Here is a 15,237-nt window from a genome sequence, read left to right as displayed (position 1 = left end):
GCCATGCCGCGAGTCGTCTGCGTCGCCGGGGCGCGACCCAACTACATGAAGATCAAACCGGTGATGGACGCCCTTGAACGCCGGGGCGCCGAGGTGGTCCTCGTCCATACCGGTCAGCACTACGACCCGGCCATGAACGACGTGTTCTTCGCCGACCTCGGCATCCGTCCGCCCGACCGCTTCCTCGGGGTCGGCTCCGGCACCCACGCCGAGCAGACCGGACGCGTGATGACCGCGTTCGAGCCACTCCTCGGCGAGGTGTCCCCGGACATCGTCGTCGTGGTCGGCGACATCAACTCCACCCTGGCCTGCGCCCTGGTGACCGCCAAGGCCGGACCGCTGCTCGCCCACGTCGAGGCCGGCCTGCGCAGCCGCGACTGGAGCATGCCGGAGGAGGTCAACCGCGTCGCCACCGACCGCGTCAGCGACTACCTGCTGGCCCCCTCGCCCGACGCCGCCGAGAACCTGCGCGCGGAAGGGTACCGGGACGACCAGATCCACCTGGTCGGCAACGTCATGATCGACACGCTGCTGGCCAACCTGGAACGGGCCAGGGCTTCGGACATCCTCAGCCGATACGGCCTGGCCAGAGGCGAGTACGGCCTGGTCACCCTGCATCGCCCCGCCAACGTGGACGACGCCGAGGTCCTCGCCTCGCTCCTGAAGGCCCTGGGCGAGATCGCCGGCCGCTGCCCGCTCCTGCTGCCCGTGCACCCGCGCGCGGCCGGACGGCTGGCCGACATCGGCGTCCCCGGCGGCATCCGGCTCGTGCCGCCCGCCGGATACCTGGACTTCATCGCCCTGCAGGACTCCGCCCGCCTCGTGCTGACCGACTCGGGCGGCGTACAGGAGGAGACCACCGCGCTGGGCGTGCCGTGTGTGACCCTGCGGGACAACACCGAGCGGCCCATCACCGTCGAGCAGGGCACCAATGTGCTGGCCGGCCGGGATCCGGCGCGGATCGTGTCCACTGTGAACCGGGTGCTGGACGGTCCGCCCGTGCCGCGCCGGCCCGAACTGTGGGACGGTCGCGCGAGCGAACGCATCGCCGACGTGCTGCTGGAGGGAGGCACCGCGAGCACACGGCCGAGACCGACAGACCAATTGAGCCCTGTCGACCAGCCGAGACCCACGGACCGAACCCTGCCCATATGATCCGCTTGCAACATATGCTCGTCGAACGTTTGGTCGCGAGGGGGGACCGTCATGGATCTCGCTGAGATCTTCCGGGTCATGCGCAGGCGTTGGTACGTCCTGCTGCCAGGACTGCTGCTGACCGCCGGCCTGATCGTCGGCGTGACCGTGCTGGTTCCGGTCAAGTACCAGTCGCAGAGCACGGTGGTTCTGCTGAACTCCCAGAAGGCCACGCTGGCTTACGACGGCAATCCCTTCCTCAGCACCCAGACCTCGCTCACCGGCATGGCCGACAGCCTGGCCCGCAACCTCAACTCCGACGACTCGCTGCGGGATCTCAAGGCCCGTGGCGCAAAAGGCACGTTCGAGGCCAAGCTCGCCGACAACGCACAGGGGCCGCTGATGTGGCTCACCGTCACCGGCACCGACAGGGCCTCCGTCCTGGCCTCGGACAAGATCCTGACCTCGTACGCCAAGGAACGGCTGGACCAGTTCCAGAAGCAGCAGTCGGTCTCGCAGAAGGCCATGATCCGGATGACGACGATCGTGCCACCGCAGAACCCGGTGGCACAGACCAAGGCGCGGCTCGAGTACATGGTCATGGCGGGGGCCCTGGGTCTGGTGGTCACCCTGGTCGCCGCTTTCTACGTGGAGGCGCGCAAGAGGTCGTCGCACACGCCCGAGCCGGCGGCCCGGCCCGCCGAGACGGAGGAGGAGACGGCCGCTCTCCTCTCCTCGACCGAGGAATCGGTCGTGGAGGAGACACTCGCCATGCGGCGGCCGCCGAGCTGGTCGCAGTCCGCCGTGGACGGGCCGGCCGCCCGAGAGCCAAACGCGCCACGGCCCGCCATGGCCGTCGCGTCCGCCGCAGAGCCGCTCGACGAGGAGTCGACTCATGGACATCGCCCGCGCACCGGACAGCGAGACCGGTGAGACGAGCGACGCGCCCGCTCCTCCCGCTCCCGCACTCCCCGACCCCGCACTCCCCGACCCCGCACCCTCCGCTTCTCCCTCGCTCGGCCGGAAAGTCCGTTCGGCGGCCCGCTGGAGCCTGATCAACACCGTCGTCCTGCGCCTGGGCAACTTCGCGACCGGCATCGTGCTGGCGCGCTTCGCCCTGGGCCCCGCGGAATGGGGCGTGTACGGCATCGCCCAGACCGTGCTGCTGGTCCTGCTGTCCGCGAACGAGCTCGGCGTGGGCCTGGCCATCGTGCGCTGGGAGGGGGACGCACGACGGTTCGCGCCGACCGTGCTGACCCTCAGCACCCTCTCCAGCGGCCTGCTGTACGTGGCGCTGTTCGCGGCAGCACCGACGGTGGCCGGTCTGCTCGGCTCGCCGGACGCCGCGGGCGTCCTGCGGGTGATGTGCCTGTGCGTGGTGATCGACGGGGTGGCACAGGTGCCCGGCGGCTTCCTCACCCGGGAGTTCGCCCAGGGCAGGCGGATGGTCATCGACGGGCTCAACTTCGTGCTCGGCACCGCGGTGACGCTGTTACTGGCCTTCGAGGGCTGGGGCGCGATGAGCTTCGCATGGGGAGCTGTGGTCGGGAACGTCGTCACGCTGATCGGCTGCGCGCTGGCGGCACCGGGCACCCTGAAATACGGCTGGAATCCCGAGCAGGCCCGGGCGCTGCTGAGGTTCGGGCTTCCGCTGGCCGGGGCGAGCATGCTGGCCCTCTCGGTGGTCAACGTCGACACCATGGTGGTGGGCGCGACGCTGGGCAACGTGTCCCTGGGCTTCTACGTGCTCGCCTTCAACATCTCCGGCTGGCCCGTGCGGATCATCTCCGAGGCCGCCCGCCGGGTCTCCTTCGCCGGGTTCTCCCGCCTGGCGAACTCGCCGCAGGCGCTCGCCCAGGGCTTCAGCCGTGCCCTCGGCGTGCTGATCACCGGCACCGTCCCGCTGTGCGTGCTGCTGGCCGGCCTCGCGGAGCCGGTCATCCGCCTGGTCTACGGGAGCCAGTGGACCCCCGCCGCCGCGGCACTGCCCTGGCTGATGGCCCTCGGCCTGATCCGCATCGGCGGCGAACTCGCCTACGACTGCCTGGTCGCGATCGAACAGCGCCGGTCCCTCTTCCTGGTGCAGGGCCTGTGGCTGGTGGCCCTGATCCCGGTGCTCCTCGTCGCCGCCCATCTGAACGGCATCGTCGGAGTCTCGCAGGGCCATGTCCTGGTCGCCGGCGGCCTGGTGGTGCCCGTGTTCCTGATCGCCCTCGGCCGTGGCGGCATCGGCGTCGGCCGGATCGCCAGGGCCTGCGCGTGGCCCTTCCTCGGCGGGGCCGTGATGACCGCGATCGTCCTCGGCCTGCAGCGCCCGTTCGGCGACGGACGGCTCGCTCTCTTCGCCATCGGCACCATCGCCCTGGCCGGCTACACGGTGTGCGTACTGCCCAGCCGCGACTTCCTGCGCGGCGTCGGCCGGGCCGACCGGCCCCACCGCGGCCGGCACCGGGCGTCCGCACCGGTCCGGTCCACCCAACAGGACATGAGGTGAGCCCGATGGCACGGCGTATCGGCCGGAACTCGCTCGCGGGGCTGCCGCTCGCCGCCCTGCTGGCGGTCATGGGGACAGCCTGCTCGGGATCGGACAAGTCCGCGTCGCCGGACTGCCCGGACGACGCGCGGACCTGCCCTGCGAGCGCCTCCTCGGCGGCACCGAGCACCGGTTCACCGCCCGCGGCCGGCGATGCGACCGGGAGCACCACCGCCTCGCCGTCCCCGACGGGGAAGCCCACCGCGACGGCCGGGCCGAGCGGTGCGTCCGAAACACCCGCGGCCAGGACCGCGTGCACCTCCCCCGGCGCCTGCGGCTTCCCCGACGCCCGCACCACCGGCCCCCGTATCCCCCTCAAGCCCCACAAGACCGGCTACATGGCAGTCCGGACCAACGGACTCGTCATCCGGGGCTGGGACATCACCGGCTCGCTCGACATCTACGCGAACAACGTCACCGTCGTCGACACCAGGATCACGTCGGACAACTGGTGGGGCATCAACCTCCGCCCGGGCTACCACGGCCTGCGGGTCCTGCACTCCACCATCACCGCCGTGCCCGGCAAGGGGCCGGACAACGGCGGTGTGGACTACGCGGTGTCGAACATGGGGAGCAGCTCCATCGAGGTCGGCTGGTGCGACGTCTCGGTGTTCGGCGACGCCTTGGCCATGGGACAGGGCAATCTGCACGACAACTACGTGCACGACCTCGCCCCGTTCATCAACCGGGGCGGCGAGTGGCAGCACACCAACGCGGTGATCAGCAGTGGCGGCAACACCGGGCAGCTGATCATCCGCCACAACACCCTGCTGAACCCGACCGGTCTCAAGCAGGGGGCCTCGGGAAGCATCGGCCTGTTCGCGGACACCGGGGTGGTCCGCAACGTGACCGTCGACGACAACTGGATAGCGGGCGGCGCGTACGCCCTCTACGGCGGTGACACGGGCGCCACCGGGATCAAGGTCACGAACAACGTCTTCTCGACGCAGTACCACCCCGCCTCGGGCGGCTACGGCACGGTCGCCCACTGGAACGCGGGCGGCGCCGGAAATCTGTGGCGGAACAACCGGATGTCCGACGGCCGCTCGATCCAGCCGGAGCCGTCCTCGTGAGCGGCGTCATGACGCGCCGTGTCGCGCGGGGGCCCTGGACGCTGCTCAAGGCGTTGTTCGGCTGGCTGGTGCTCTTCGAGGCCAGGAACAAGGTCCTGCTGGCCCCCACCGCGGTGCGGCTGCGCCGGATCGAGGACGCCGAGACCCGAAGGCTGGCCGCCGGCCTGCCGTCGCCGCCCTCGGCGCTGGTCGCCACGGTGATCGCCACCCACCGGCGCCCGGAGGCGCTGCGCGCAGCGGTGCGCTCGGCCCTGGACCAGACTGTTCGCGACCAGGTCGTCATCGTGGTCGACGACGGCGCCGGACTCCCCGAACTCCCCGGCGACCCAAGGCTGTTCGCCGTCTCGCTGGCAGGCAACACCGGCGTGGCGGGCGTCGTGCGCAACGTGGGCATCCGCCTCACCCGCTCGCGGTACGTGGCGTTCCTGGACGACGACAACCTGTGGGAACCCGACCATCTGGAACGGACGTTGGCGGTCCTGGAGTCCCCCGACGGACCCGACGGCGTCTACACGGCACTGCGCCGCGTCCTGCCCGACGGCCACGAGAAGGACGTCCTTTCGGTGCCCTACGACCGGCGCCGAGCCGCCCGCGAGGCCTTCCTGGACACCAACGCCTTCGTCGCCCGCCGCAACCGCTCCCTGCATTTCAGCCGCCTGCGCCGGACACCGGAGGTGCTGCCCCGGGAGGACTGGGAGCTGATCCGCCGGTACGGCCGCAGGCACCGGGTGCGCCATGTGCCGCACCCCACCGTCCGATACCTGATGAACCCGGCCAGCTTCTACAGCCAGTGGTGACCGCCCAGATGAAGCGGCCCCGCCCCGCGGACCGTTGCTCCCCTTCCGTTCCGAGACAGGTGGTTGATCCCATGCCCCGCTCCCGAGCCCTCAGAAACAGATTCGTCGACGCACCCGGTTCACTGGGCGAACGGCTCCGCATCGCCCGCTGGGAGCGGTTCCGGCGCTGCTTCCCCGGCATCGAGAACATGAGCGTCGTGGACCTGGGCGGGACGGCCGAGATGTGGCTGCGCGCACCGGTGCGCGCCAAGCACGTCCACCTGATCAACCTGGAGACGCACCCCGCCGAACTGCCCGACTGGATCACCGCGGAGAACGCCGATGTCACCCACCCGGCGGTCGCCGCCGAACTGAGCGGCAAGGGCGGCTACGACCTGGTGTTCTCCAACTCGACCATCGAGCACGTGGGCGGCCACAGCCAGCGCCAGAAGTTCGTCTCCGCCGTCGAGCAACTGGCGCCGCTGCACTGGATCCAGACGCCGTACCGCTACTTCCCCGTCGAGCCGCACTTCGTGGCGCCCGGCTTCCAGTTCCTGCCCCTGACCGCCAGGGCGCGTCTGGTACGGCACTGGCCACTCGTCCACAGTCGCCCCGACAGCCCGGAGTCGGCGATGAACGCCGTGATCAACATCGAGCTGCTGACCCGCGCCGAGATGCGCTACCTGTTCCCCCGGTCAGTGCTCCTCAGCGAGCGGGTGCTCGGTGCCCCCAAATCGCTCATAGCCGTGAGAACGGAGCCCGCATGCTGAACAACCTGGTCAACAGACATGACGCGGACCGGCTGTTGCGCAGGGTACGGAAGCTGGACCTGGACCCGGTGCTGGCCAAGCTGCGGGTGCGCGGCGGCGCACGGGTGGTCCAGCACTGGTCCCAGGTCGACCCGTCGCTGACCGAGTGGTGGGCGATACCGGCGGTGATCAAGCGGCGGAACCTGCTGATGACCGGCGACGCGGACACGTCCTTCCCTGAGTACGTGGCCGCCAAGCACTTCGCGCCGCGCACCGATCTGCGCGGCCTGTCGCTGGGGTGCGGCACCGGCGGGAACGAGCTGCAAGACGAGGAACGCAGCGACGAACCGGAGCCCCGTCAGCGACGGGAACCTCGATCCGTCAGCCTGCGTTCTGGCGGGTCTGTCTGATCTGTCGGTGACCTCGACTGCACTCATGAACCCCCCTTAGAACCCCAAAAGCGAACAAAGCAGCGAGCGTTGAGCCGTAGTCGGCGCTAAGGCCCCGGCGTCTTACGCAAGGCACCCGGTCGGGCAAGGGCGGCGGCGGCCGCTCGGCTGGCCGGGCGGCCGAGCGCGGCGCGTGACGTTTCCCGGAGGAGGACGGCGGCGCGGAAGGCGGCCGTGGCGAGGGGGCCGTGCCCGCGCCGGTACAGGCGGACGCGGTTGAGGGTGAGGAGCGTCCAGAGGCGGGGCGACACCTGGGAGTCGCCTCCCAGGTGGACGGCTTCGGCCGTCGGCTCCAACTGTGTGGCGTATCCCCGGTCCCGCGCGCGCAGGCAGTACTCGGTCTCCTCCGAGTAGAGGAAGAAGGACTCGTCCCACAGGCCGCAGGCTGCCAGGCAGTCGGCCGAGATGGCCATCAGCGCGCCGGTCGCCCAGTCCGCGCGCGTGGGCCGCTGGTAGGCGGCGGGGTCGGTGACCAGCTCGCTCAGGGCCGGGAACCGCCCGGCCCGGGTGTTGCCGATCACGGCCTCGCCGAGGGCCCGGAGCACGCTCGACTCGCGGCGCAGCGAGTGATGGGGCGTGCCCCTGCCCTCTTCGTACAGGAGAGGTACGGCGATCCCGACTCCGTCCCCGAGGCTGTCGACGAGACGTTTGGCGCAGCCCTGCCGCATCCGGATGTCGGGGTTGCAGATCACGACGGCTTCGTATCCCTCGGCGGCATGGAGCGCCGCGTTGACCCCGGCCGCGTACCCGGCATTGCGGCCGGTCTGGACGACGGTGGCCTCCGGGGCCAGCGCCCGGAGAACCCCGACGGTGTCGTCGGCGGAGTCGTTGTCGGCGACGACCAGCCGCCAGTCGAGGCCGGCCATGCCCTCGGGAAGCGCGGCGAGGAACCCGGGGAGCACCGAGGCGCTGTTCCAGGTGACGACGATGACGGCGACAGCGCTCATCGGGACTCCACGAGTTGGGGGAGCTCGGCTTCGGATGCTTTACGGGGGCCGGGTGCCTGACGGAGGGCCGGGACCGCGGCGGCCGCCGCCTCGCGCCGGATGAAGCCGAGATAGCTGCCGCCGGCACCCAGAGTCAGGAAGAACATCCCGGCGTACATGGGGAAGCTGAGCGCGTCGAAGGTGGCGCTGATGACCAGGGCAACCAGCGCCGAGGCGAGGAAGGCCTGCCCGAGCTCCCGGTCCGACTCGGTGCGGGCGAGCCGGCGGATGGCACCGCCCTGGTGAATCCCGGTGACGAACAGGACGAGCAGCGCGACCAGCCCCAGGGCGCCCATCTCGGCCAGGGTCAGCATGTACTGGTTGTCCGTGAAGAAGTACAGGTCGGGGGTGAAGGTGCCGAATCCCCGTCCGAACCAGGGACGTTCGCTGAGGTAGGGAACGATCGCGCTGTACTTCACGGTGCGTGCCTGGGTGCTGCTGTCGGAGTTGGACAGGAAGCTGGCGAACAGGTTGGTGATGGTCCCGATCAGTCCCGGAATGATCACCTTGAAGCCCGCCACCGATCCCAGGATGATTCCGATCGCGGCCCAGCGCCGCTGCGGCTTCCAGCGGGGCACCATCACCAGGATCACGATGAAGGCGCCGATGATGGACGTCCTGGACACCGTCAGCGGAAGAGCACCCGCCATGATCGCCACCGGAGCCCAGCGGCGCAGCGCGCCGACGTGCCGGCGCACCGGGTCGAACGCCTGGTGGACGGCGAAGGGGACCAGGATGGCGAGCATCCCCCCGAACTCCAGCGGATGGGCCGTGGTGGAGCGCGGCCGGGTGAACGAGCCGCGGTCCATGGCGCTCATCCCGGCGGTGCTCGAATGCAGGCCGGGGATGTGGATGGAGTCGGCGATGTTGGTCGCGGCGAAGAAGTCGTAGTAGCCGATCAGGGCGACCACGGTGCCCAGGACGACGAGCCGGCGCATCAGGGTCTCCAGCCGGCTGCGATCCTGGATGCCGGCCGATGACAGCACGACGAGCGCCACCCACACGCCGAGCCCGATGAGCCCCCGGTCGGCCCCGAGGACCTCCTCGTGCGAGCTTTCGCGGGCCGCGTCCGCGAGATACGACAGCAGCACCGCCGCGGCGAGCACGCACATCGCCACGCGCGGCAGCCTGGTGCCCGGTGCCGGCAAGATGCGGCCGCCGAGCCAGGTCGCGAGGTACCAAAGCAGTCCCAGCAGGGCGAAGACATTGGCCGGGGTGCCGACGCCGCCCAGCGCGGGCAGGGTGAGGTTCGACGGGACGAAGAAGGCCAGCACCAGATAACCGGTGAGGATCGTCGTGGCGTCCAGTCTCCGCACCAGCAGGCCCTTGGGCCGCTCGGGGGGCCTGCCGCGATGGCGCCGGGGCACGTATCCGGCCAGGGCGCGTCCCCGCCGACGGACCACCGCGACGCCTTCGGCCAGGATGGACAGCAGGAACGCGCTGACGAGCCCGACGATGACGACCGACGCGATGCCCTGGTACCGGCCCTTCGACTGCGAGACCGGTGTCTGCGGCAGGACGACCGGCGCGGTCTGCACCGCGTACACCGCCGGCACCTTGGAGGCGGCCTGCAGGGCCTTCAGCTGCTCCCCGGTGAACTTGGTGAGGGTGGCGGTCTCCCGGAGCACCTTCGCCCGGTCGGTTCCGGTGACGCTCAGGGTGAGCAGCGGGCTGTCGGCCTGCGGCGCGAAACCGACCGTGTACTGGTCCGTGACGCCGCGCGAGTGCAGTTCCTTGGCCGAGTCGCTCGACTGGAGCGTCCTGATCAGCACATCGGCCGTGACGACCAGCGAACCGCCCGTGTTCGACAGGGGGTTGCCGAAGGTCGGCGCCAGTTCGGCGATCGCCGTGGAGTCGAGCAGCGTGACGGAGCTCTGCGACTCGTAGGACACCGGGATGGTCCGGTACAGATACCCGCCCGCGAGAAGACTGAGCAGCGTCAGGGGCACCATGAAGTACCAGCGCCTGCGCATGATCGCCAAAAGGTCGGCAAGGCTCATGAGAACTCCCTTTTGGTGGCGAATCGCCCCGGCGCCTGCGAGGATCGGTGCCGACGGAAGGAATCCCTGTGTCGCCTCGTGACGTCGCCGAAGCGCTGCTCCGCCGCTGGTACGTGCTGCTGCTCGCGCTCGTGCTGACGACCGCCGGAGCCTACCAAGTGCTGCACCCCGCACCGCAGTACCTGAGTTCGGCGGTCGTCGTCCTCAAACCGCCCGTGACGGGCAACCAGCCGAACCAGCTGACGAATCTCCAACCGCCGCTCGCCATCCTCTCGTACGGGGTCATCCAGCAGCTCGAGTCGCCCGCCGGGCGCAAGGAGCTTGACGCCGCCGGCGTGCACGGGACGTACCAGCTGATCCCGCGCAACAGCGGCACCAGCGCGACCCCGCGCTATCTGATCCCCTCGGTACAGGTGCAGGCGAATCGGGCCGGCGCCGTCGAGGCCGACACGGCGGTCAGCCGGGTCATCGAGGTCTACACCAAGCATGTGACGGACCTGCAGGACGCCCAGGGGATCGCACCCGCGTCGCGGATCAGCGCATCCGTCCTGGTCGCCCCGAGCGCCGCCCCGGTGCAGGGCACCAGGACCCGCGCCCTGGCAGGTACGGCGCTGCTGGGCGGCATCGCCGGGATCCTGGGCGCGCTGTGGTTCGACCAGTACGCGCTGCGCCGCAGGAAGAATAAGGAGACCTCTCGGGACCCGCTCCGTCGCGCCGACGGGATTCCGGTGGCCGGCTGACCCGAACTGATCACGCATCAGATACCGCGGCGCTTCCAGGACTCCCACCACAGCCACTCCCGCCCGCGCTCGGCCACGGCCGACCACACCAGGGGCTGCAGATACGGCATGGCCTTCGGACCGATCCGTCTGCGCAGGCGCAGCGCGCGGTACTCGGGCAGCGTCGCGTATCCGGGCAGGCACTCCGCGGCGAACGCCACGCATTCGTCGACCGGCACGACCCTGGTACGGCCCCGGTCGTAGGCCCGGTAGGCCCGGCGCAGGGCGTAGCGGGCGAGGCGGGTGTGGACCTGGTCGGCCAGGCGGTCGGCGTGGGGCAGCTTGTCACCGCACTTGGCGAGCACCGAGTCGAAGGCCACGAGGCGCTGGCGCAGGTCGTCGAGCTGGCCGCCGAAGTCGACGGTGGACATGTTCTTGCCGTGGACGCGGTAGAAGGCCTGGTCGGCGCCGCGTATGTAGCCGACGTCGGCGTGGGCTGCGAGCCGCATCCACATCTCGATGTCGCCGGCGTGCGGAAGGGCGGGGTCGTACCCGCCGACCTTGCGCTGGAGGCTTGTGCGCACGACGACTTCCGGCGAGGTGATGCAGCCGGTGCCCTCGCGGAAGCGACGCTCCAGCCACCACTGGCCGGAGTAGACGACCGAACCGGCGCTCTGTGTACGGGCCTTGGGAAGCGGACCGCCGTGCTGGAAGCGCAGCGGGCGCCCATAGGCGAACCCCGCCTCGGGGTGGGCGTCCAGGAGCGCGGCCGCTCGAACCAGCGCGCCCGGGACCAGCCGGTCGTCGGCGGACAGGAGGGCCACGTAGTCGCCGTCGGCCCACTCCAGCAGGCCTTCGTTGTACGTGGCGATGTGACCCTTGTTGGTCTCGTGGACGTGGACCTCGATGCGCGGATCGGAGGCGGCCAGCTTGAGCGCGACCTCCGCCGAGTCGTCGGGCGAGGCGTCGTCGATGATGAGTACCCGGACGTCAACGCCGTCCTGCTCGTCCAGGACGCTGCTCACGCAGTCGGCGAGGAAATGGCCGTACTTGTAGCAGGGGATCACAACACTGACGCTGCTCATCGGTGGTGAAGCCAATCCCCGTCGCTGGTCAGCGCCCGGCTGGGCGCTGACCACCGACGGTGTGTGGGGACGGGTCAGTTCTTTTTCTTCTTGAAGACGGTCTTGCTCGTCAGGGTCCAGCTCTGGGACTTCACCGTGTGGCGGCGCTTGTCCTTGGCCGTGACCGTGACCTTGAACCGGGTGCCCTCCGGCAACGGGGCGGACAGGTGGACGGACGCCTTGTGGGTCGTCCGGTTGTAGGAGACGACGGCCGTGACATGGAGCTTCCTGGCGGTGGCCGCGTTACGGCCCGACAGGATGGTCACGGTCGCCTGCACGGACGACACCGCCGCCTTGGTCGGCACGGCCAGGACGAGGGCGCTCGCCGCGTCGGCGGTGTGCGCCACCGAGGACGCGGTCACCTCAGAGGCGGTGGCCGTCGCCAGGGACGCGCTTGGGTCGTCGGCGGTGAAGACGGGGCCGACCCAGTAGTTCGCGGATCCGTAGGACCCGTTGGGGAAGGCCGAGTCGGTGCCGTACTTGTAGAGCCCGTTGTGGTGCGTGGTGGTGTCGGCCGTGGCCGTCAGCGGGTAGGACTTGTGGGCCGCCGCGAAGTAGACGCCGTCCACCGCGTAGTTGCCGTTCGGGGCGTGGTAGGAGACGACGTACGGGGTGTCGGCGGTGATCGCCACCGGAGTGGCGAAGGTCAGCGTCTGCCAGCCGGAGGCCGTCTCGTTGGTGAAGGTGCCGCTGGCGAGCAGTGTGCCGTTGTCGGTCCACAGGCTGCCGGTGTGGGTGCCCGTGTTGCCGGTGCCCTTGTAGAAGGTGACACCGGTGACCCAGCCGGCCGCCGAGGACGTGAACCGGGTGCCCAGCTCCACGGAGTTGGGATCAGCGGTCATGTCGGTGTTGGCCGGCACGGCGGAGGAACTCCACAGCGTGCAGGGGCAGGTGACCGCGGGGGGCGTGGAACTGGTGGTGAACGACCAGGTCACCGGGGCCGCCATGGCGTTGCCCCACACGTCGGAGGCCTGGACGGACGCGGTGTACGTGGTGTGCAGCTCCAGCTCCGTCGACGGAGTGAACGTCGCCTTGTTCGACGCCGGGAAGGTGGCGGCGCCCGGCACGGTGTTGCCGTCCGCGTCCTTCAAGGTGAACGTCACGCTGTCGGTGTCGACGGCCGAGCTGAAGGTGGCCGAGACCGGGGCCGTGATCGACGCGTCGGTCGTTCCGGACGTCGGGGAGGTCGAGGAGACGGTGGGTGGGGTCGTGCTGGCCGTCGAGGTGTCCAGCACCACGTCGACCCAGTAGTTGCTGCCGGAGGACTGCGAGGACGGGAAGGCGCTGGTCGAGCCGTAGTGGTAGACGCCGTTGCCGCCGTCGGTGCCGGTCTTCAGGGCCGTCAGCGGGGCCAGTCCGGCGTCGCTGTCGGCGAAGGAGGTGTCGTAGGAGTATCCGCCGTTGGGGGCGAAGTACGAGGCGACATAGGTGGTGTTGGCCTTGACGGTCACCGGGGTGGAGAAGTTCAGCTGCTGCCAGCCGGAGGCCGTCTCGTCGGTGAAGGTGCCGGTGGCCAGGCGGGTGCCGGAGGCGGTCCACAGACTGCCGGTGTGGGTGCCGGTGTTGACGGGCGACTTGTAGAACCGGACGCCGGTGATCGAACCGGCCACGGTGGTACGGAACTTGACACCGAGCTCCACCGAGCCGCCGTCGCCGGCGTTGACGGTGCCGGGCACGGCCGAGGCCGGCCAGATGGTGCACGGGCAGGCCTGGGGGCCGACGGTCACCGGGACGGTGGTGACGGCGCCGATGTTGACGCTGTCGTCGACAGCGCGGACCTTGACGGACGCGGAACCCGGGGTCGTGGGCGTCCAGCTGTAGCTCCAGGACGAGAGACCCTTGGCGGCCTTCCAGGTCGATCCGCCGTCGGTGGACACCTCCACGCGGGCCACCACTCCCCCACCGAAGTCGGTGGCGGTGCCGGTGATGGTGACCGGCTTCAGCGCCGGGACGGTGGCCCCGGAGGCCGGGCTGGTCACGGTGACAGTCGGGCCGGTGGTGTCGGTGGAGGCGGTGGCGCCGACCAGGTTGCTCTGCAGGGACTTCGGCTGGGCCCCCATGTCGGCCAGGATGTTCACCGTCGCCTGCTGCATACGGGAGTCCTCGGTGACCACCGTGTCACCGGGATTGTAGGTGGGCACGTTGGCCAGGCCCCACGACCACTGCACGGTTCCGGTCCCGAACACCAGGGCTCCGGAGTCCTGGTCGCGGAACTCGACGAGATTGTGCGTCGCGGTGCCGTTGCCGTACAGGTTGCCCCAGTCCAGACGGTACGTGCCGTCGGTGATGTCCACCGTCGTGGACGACACGTCGATCTGCCCGGCGGGTCTGGTGCTGTTGTCGAGGTCGCTGTCCCACTCGTAACCGAGCGTGCCGGTCGGGAAGGTTGCGGTCTGGCTGGAGGTGAGGCCGGCGATGGAGGTGTTGCGCCAGATCCGGTTCTTGCCGTACGAGCCGGGGACGGTGATCGCGTCGCTGCGGTAGCCGTTCGCCTGGAACATGGAGCCGGTGAGGATGTTCGGCGGCTGGTAGGTCTGGCCATAGTTGGTGCTGGTCGGATCCATCCAGGTGCCGGTCCAGGTGCCGCTGGGGTCGGCGATGCCGTTGTTGAACGCCATCTTGGTCATCTTGTAGCAGACCAGGGTGCGGTCGGCCGTGTTCGTGCCGTCGATGCTGGGGGCGAGCCGCGTCTTCCAGAAGACCTCGTTGCCGCTGAAGAAGCCCTCCCGCACGCCGGCTTTCCGCGCCGCCAGGACGTTGGAGTACTGGCTCTGTGTCCAGTACTCGTCATGGCCGGACGACATGTACACCTTGTGCTTCTCCAGCAGGGTCGCGCCGTTGGTCGACGACACGTCCACGCCGGACAGATAGCTGACGTCGTAGCCGTTGCGCTCCAGCCAGGCCAGCATCATGAACTCGGAGCCGTAGATGCCGTTGTCACCGCCGATGTCCAGCGGCCGGTTGTAGCTGACCTCGTAGGCGCGGCCGTCCGGCGCGGGCCCGGTGCCGCCGTACAGGTCCTGGCCGCCGTAGTCGTTGTAGGCCTGCCAGGTCTGGTCGCTGGTCTGCACGACGATGTCGGAGGTGCTGGAGTCCTTGCGGACGACGAACGGGTACGGCATCAGGCCGTCGCCGTCGGTCTGCGTGAGGTTCGCGATGTACAGGCCGGACACGGCGTCGCTGGGCACCGTCCAGGTCGCGGTCACGGGCCAGTTGCCGCAGTCGACCAGGCCGGTGCTGCTCTTGGTGGTGCAACTGGCCGGTTGGCTGGTGTAGTTGGCCGGATACGTCACGGCCGCCTGGGCCGCCGTCGACATCAGGCGCGCGCCGTCGCCGCCGTACCAGCCCAGACGGTAGATCTGGATGTTGTACGAGGTCTTCGACTGGACCTTGAACTGGACGGTGTCGCCGGCCTGGACGCTCTCCCTGGTGGTGAAGCCGTGGATGTCACCGTAGGCGTTGGGCGAGAACCAGTCGGACTTGGGGCTGCCCGGCTTGGAGTTCTCGCAGACGATGGGGTTCGAGCCCGTTCCGCACGGATCGGACGCCGCCTGGGCCGACACGGCCTGCGGGAGCACCGCCCATATCAATGCTGCTACGACGGCGAGGCGACCGCCCCGCAACCGTCTGCTCCATCTGTTCATGTGTACCTCTCAGCGGTGCTGTACAGAACCGACCCGTGCAGTCGGAGTGG

At 69.9% G+C, this 15,237-nt stretch carries 12 protein-coding genes; 8 read left to right on the top strand and 4 right to left on the bottom strand.

The annotated features are described in order from the left end of the window. Positions 1 to 3 precede the first annotated feature (3 nt). From wecB to ACZ3TS_RS05630, 7 genes are all read left to right on the top strand, one after another. A complete protein-coding gene (gene wecB, locus ACZ3TS_RS05660) occupies positions 4 to 1,155 on the top strand; it encodes a non-hydrolyzing UDP-N-acetylglucosamine 2-epimerase (RefSeq protein ID WP_467613906.1) in 1,152 nt (383 codons plus the stop codon). 51 nt (positions 1,156 to 1,206) lie between these two features. After that, positions 1,207 to 2,067: a YveK family protein gene (locus ACZ3TS_RS05655; RefSeq protein WP_467613904.1), complete on the top strand. Its 861-nt coding sequence runs from the start codon at positions 1,207 to 1,209 to the stop codon at positions 2,065 to 2,067. Beyond that, complete coding sequence (locus ACZ3TS_RS05650; protein WP_467613902.1) at positions 2,030 to 3,628, top strand: oligosaccharide flippase family protein; 1,599 nt, start codon at positions 2,030 to 2,032, stop codon at positions 3,626 to 3,628. Before ACZ3TS_RS05655 ends, ACZ3TS_RS05650 begins: the two co-directional genes overlap by 38 nt. Positions 3,629 to 3,633: 5 nt before the next feature. Further along, a complete protein-coding gene (locus ACZ3TS_RS05645; protein WP_467613900.1) occupies positions 3,634 to 4,740 on the top strand; it encodes a right-handed parallel beta-helix repeat-containing protein in 1,107 nt (368 codons plus the stop codon). A gap of 8 nt (positions 4,741 to 4,748) precedes the next feature. Continuing rightward, on the top strand, positions 4,749 to 5,537 hold the full coding sequence (locus ACZ3TS_RS05640) for a glycosyltransferase family 2 protein (protein ID WP_467613898.1): 789 nt from the start codon (positions 4,749 to 4,751) through the stop codon (positions 5,535 to 5,537). 71 nt (positions 5,538 to 5,608) lie between these two features. Next, positions 5,609 to 6,286: a class I SAM-dependent methyltransferase gene (locus tag ACZ3TS_RS05635; RefSeq protein WP_467613896.1), complete on the top strand. Its 678-nt coding sequence runs from the start codon at positions 5,609 to 5,611 to the stop codon at positions 6,284 to 6,286. Then, entirely contained in the window at positions 6,280 to 6,675 is a 396-nt protein-coding gene (locus tag ACZ3TS_RS05630) for a hypothetical protein (RefSeq protein WP_467613894.1), read from the top strand. Before ACZ3TS_RS05635 ends, ACZ3TS_RS05630 begins: the two co-directional genes overlap by 7 nt. Positions 6,676 to 6,761: 86 nt before the next feature. Here the strand turns inward: ACZ3TS_RS05630 and ACZ3TS_RS05625 are convergent, their stop codons facing one another. Both ACZ3TS_RS05625 and ACZ3TS_RS05620 read right to left on the bottom strand, forming a co-directional pair. Continuing rightward, complete coding sequence (locus ACZ3TS_RS05625) at positions 6,762 to 7,661, bottom strand: glycosyltransferase family 2 protein (RefSeq protein WP_467613892.1); 900 nt, start codon at positions 7,659 to 7,661, stop codon at positions 6,762 to 6,764. Continuing rightward, positions 7,658 to 9,700, bottom strand: coding sequence for an O-antigen ligase family protein (locus ACZ3TS_RS05620; protein ID WP_467613890.1), 2,043 nt, complete (start codon positions 9,698 to 9,700; stop codon positions 7,658 to 7,660). The genes ACZ3TS_RS05625 and ACZ3TS_RS05620 overlap by 4 nt, the downstream gene beginning before the upstream one ends. Before the next feature lie 68 nt (positions 9,701 to 9,768). Here ACZ3TS_RS05620 and ACZ3TS_RS05615 point away from each other — a divergent pair, with 68 nt between their 5' ends. Beyond that, positions 9,769 to 10,440 carry a hypothetical protein gene (locus tag ACZ3TS_RS05615; RefSeq protein WP_467613888.1) on the top strand — a complete coding sequence of 224 codons (672 nt, stop codon included), beginning with the start codon at positions 9,769 to 9,771 and terminating at the stop codon, positions 10,438 to 10,440. A 17-nt stretch (positions 10,441 to 10,457) separates the two neighbouring features. Here ACZ3TS_RS05615 and ACZ3TS_RS05610 read toward each other — a convergent pair whose 3' ends face one another. Both ACZ3TS_RS05610 and ACZ3TS_RS05605 read right to left on the bottom strand, forming a co-directional pair. Then, the gene (locus ACZ3TS_RS05610; protein ID WP_467613886.1) at positions 10,458 to 11,504 is read right to left on the bottom strand and encodes a glycosyltransferase family 2 protein; all 1,047 of its coding nucleotides are present in this window, start codon (positions 11,502 to 11,504) and stop codon (positions 10,458 to 10,460) included. Between the two features lie 74 nt (positions 11,505 to 11,578). Beyond that, positions 11,579 to 15,166, bottom strand: a complete 3,588-nt coding sequence (locus tag ACZ3TS_RS05605) for a DUF4082 domain-containing protein (protein ID WP_467613884.1) — start codon at positions 15,164 to 15,166, stop codon at positions 11,579 to 11,581. Between the last annotated feature and the right edge of the window lie 71 nt (positions 15,167 to 15,237).

This window comes from Streptomyces sp. NPDC022910, from assembly GCF_055561075.1.
Note: the sequence above shows the minus strand (reverse complement) of the source record. Positions and strands in the feature narration are given on the sequence as shown.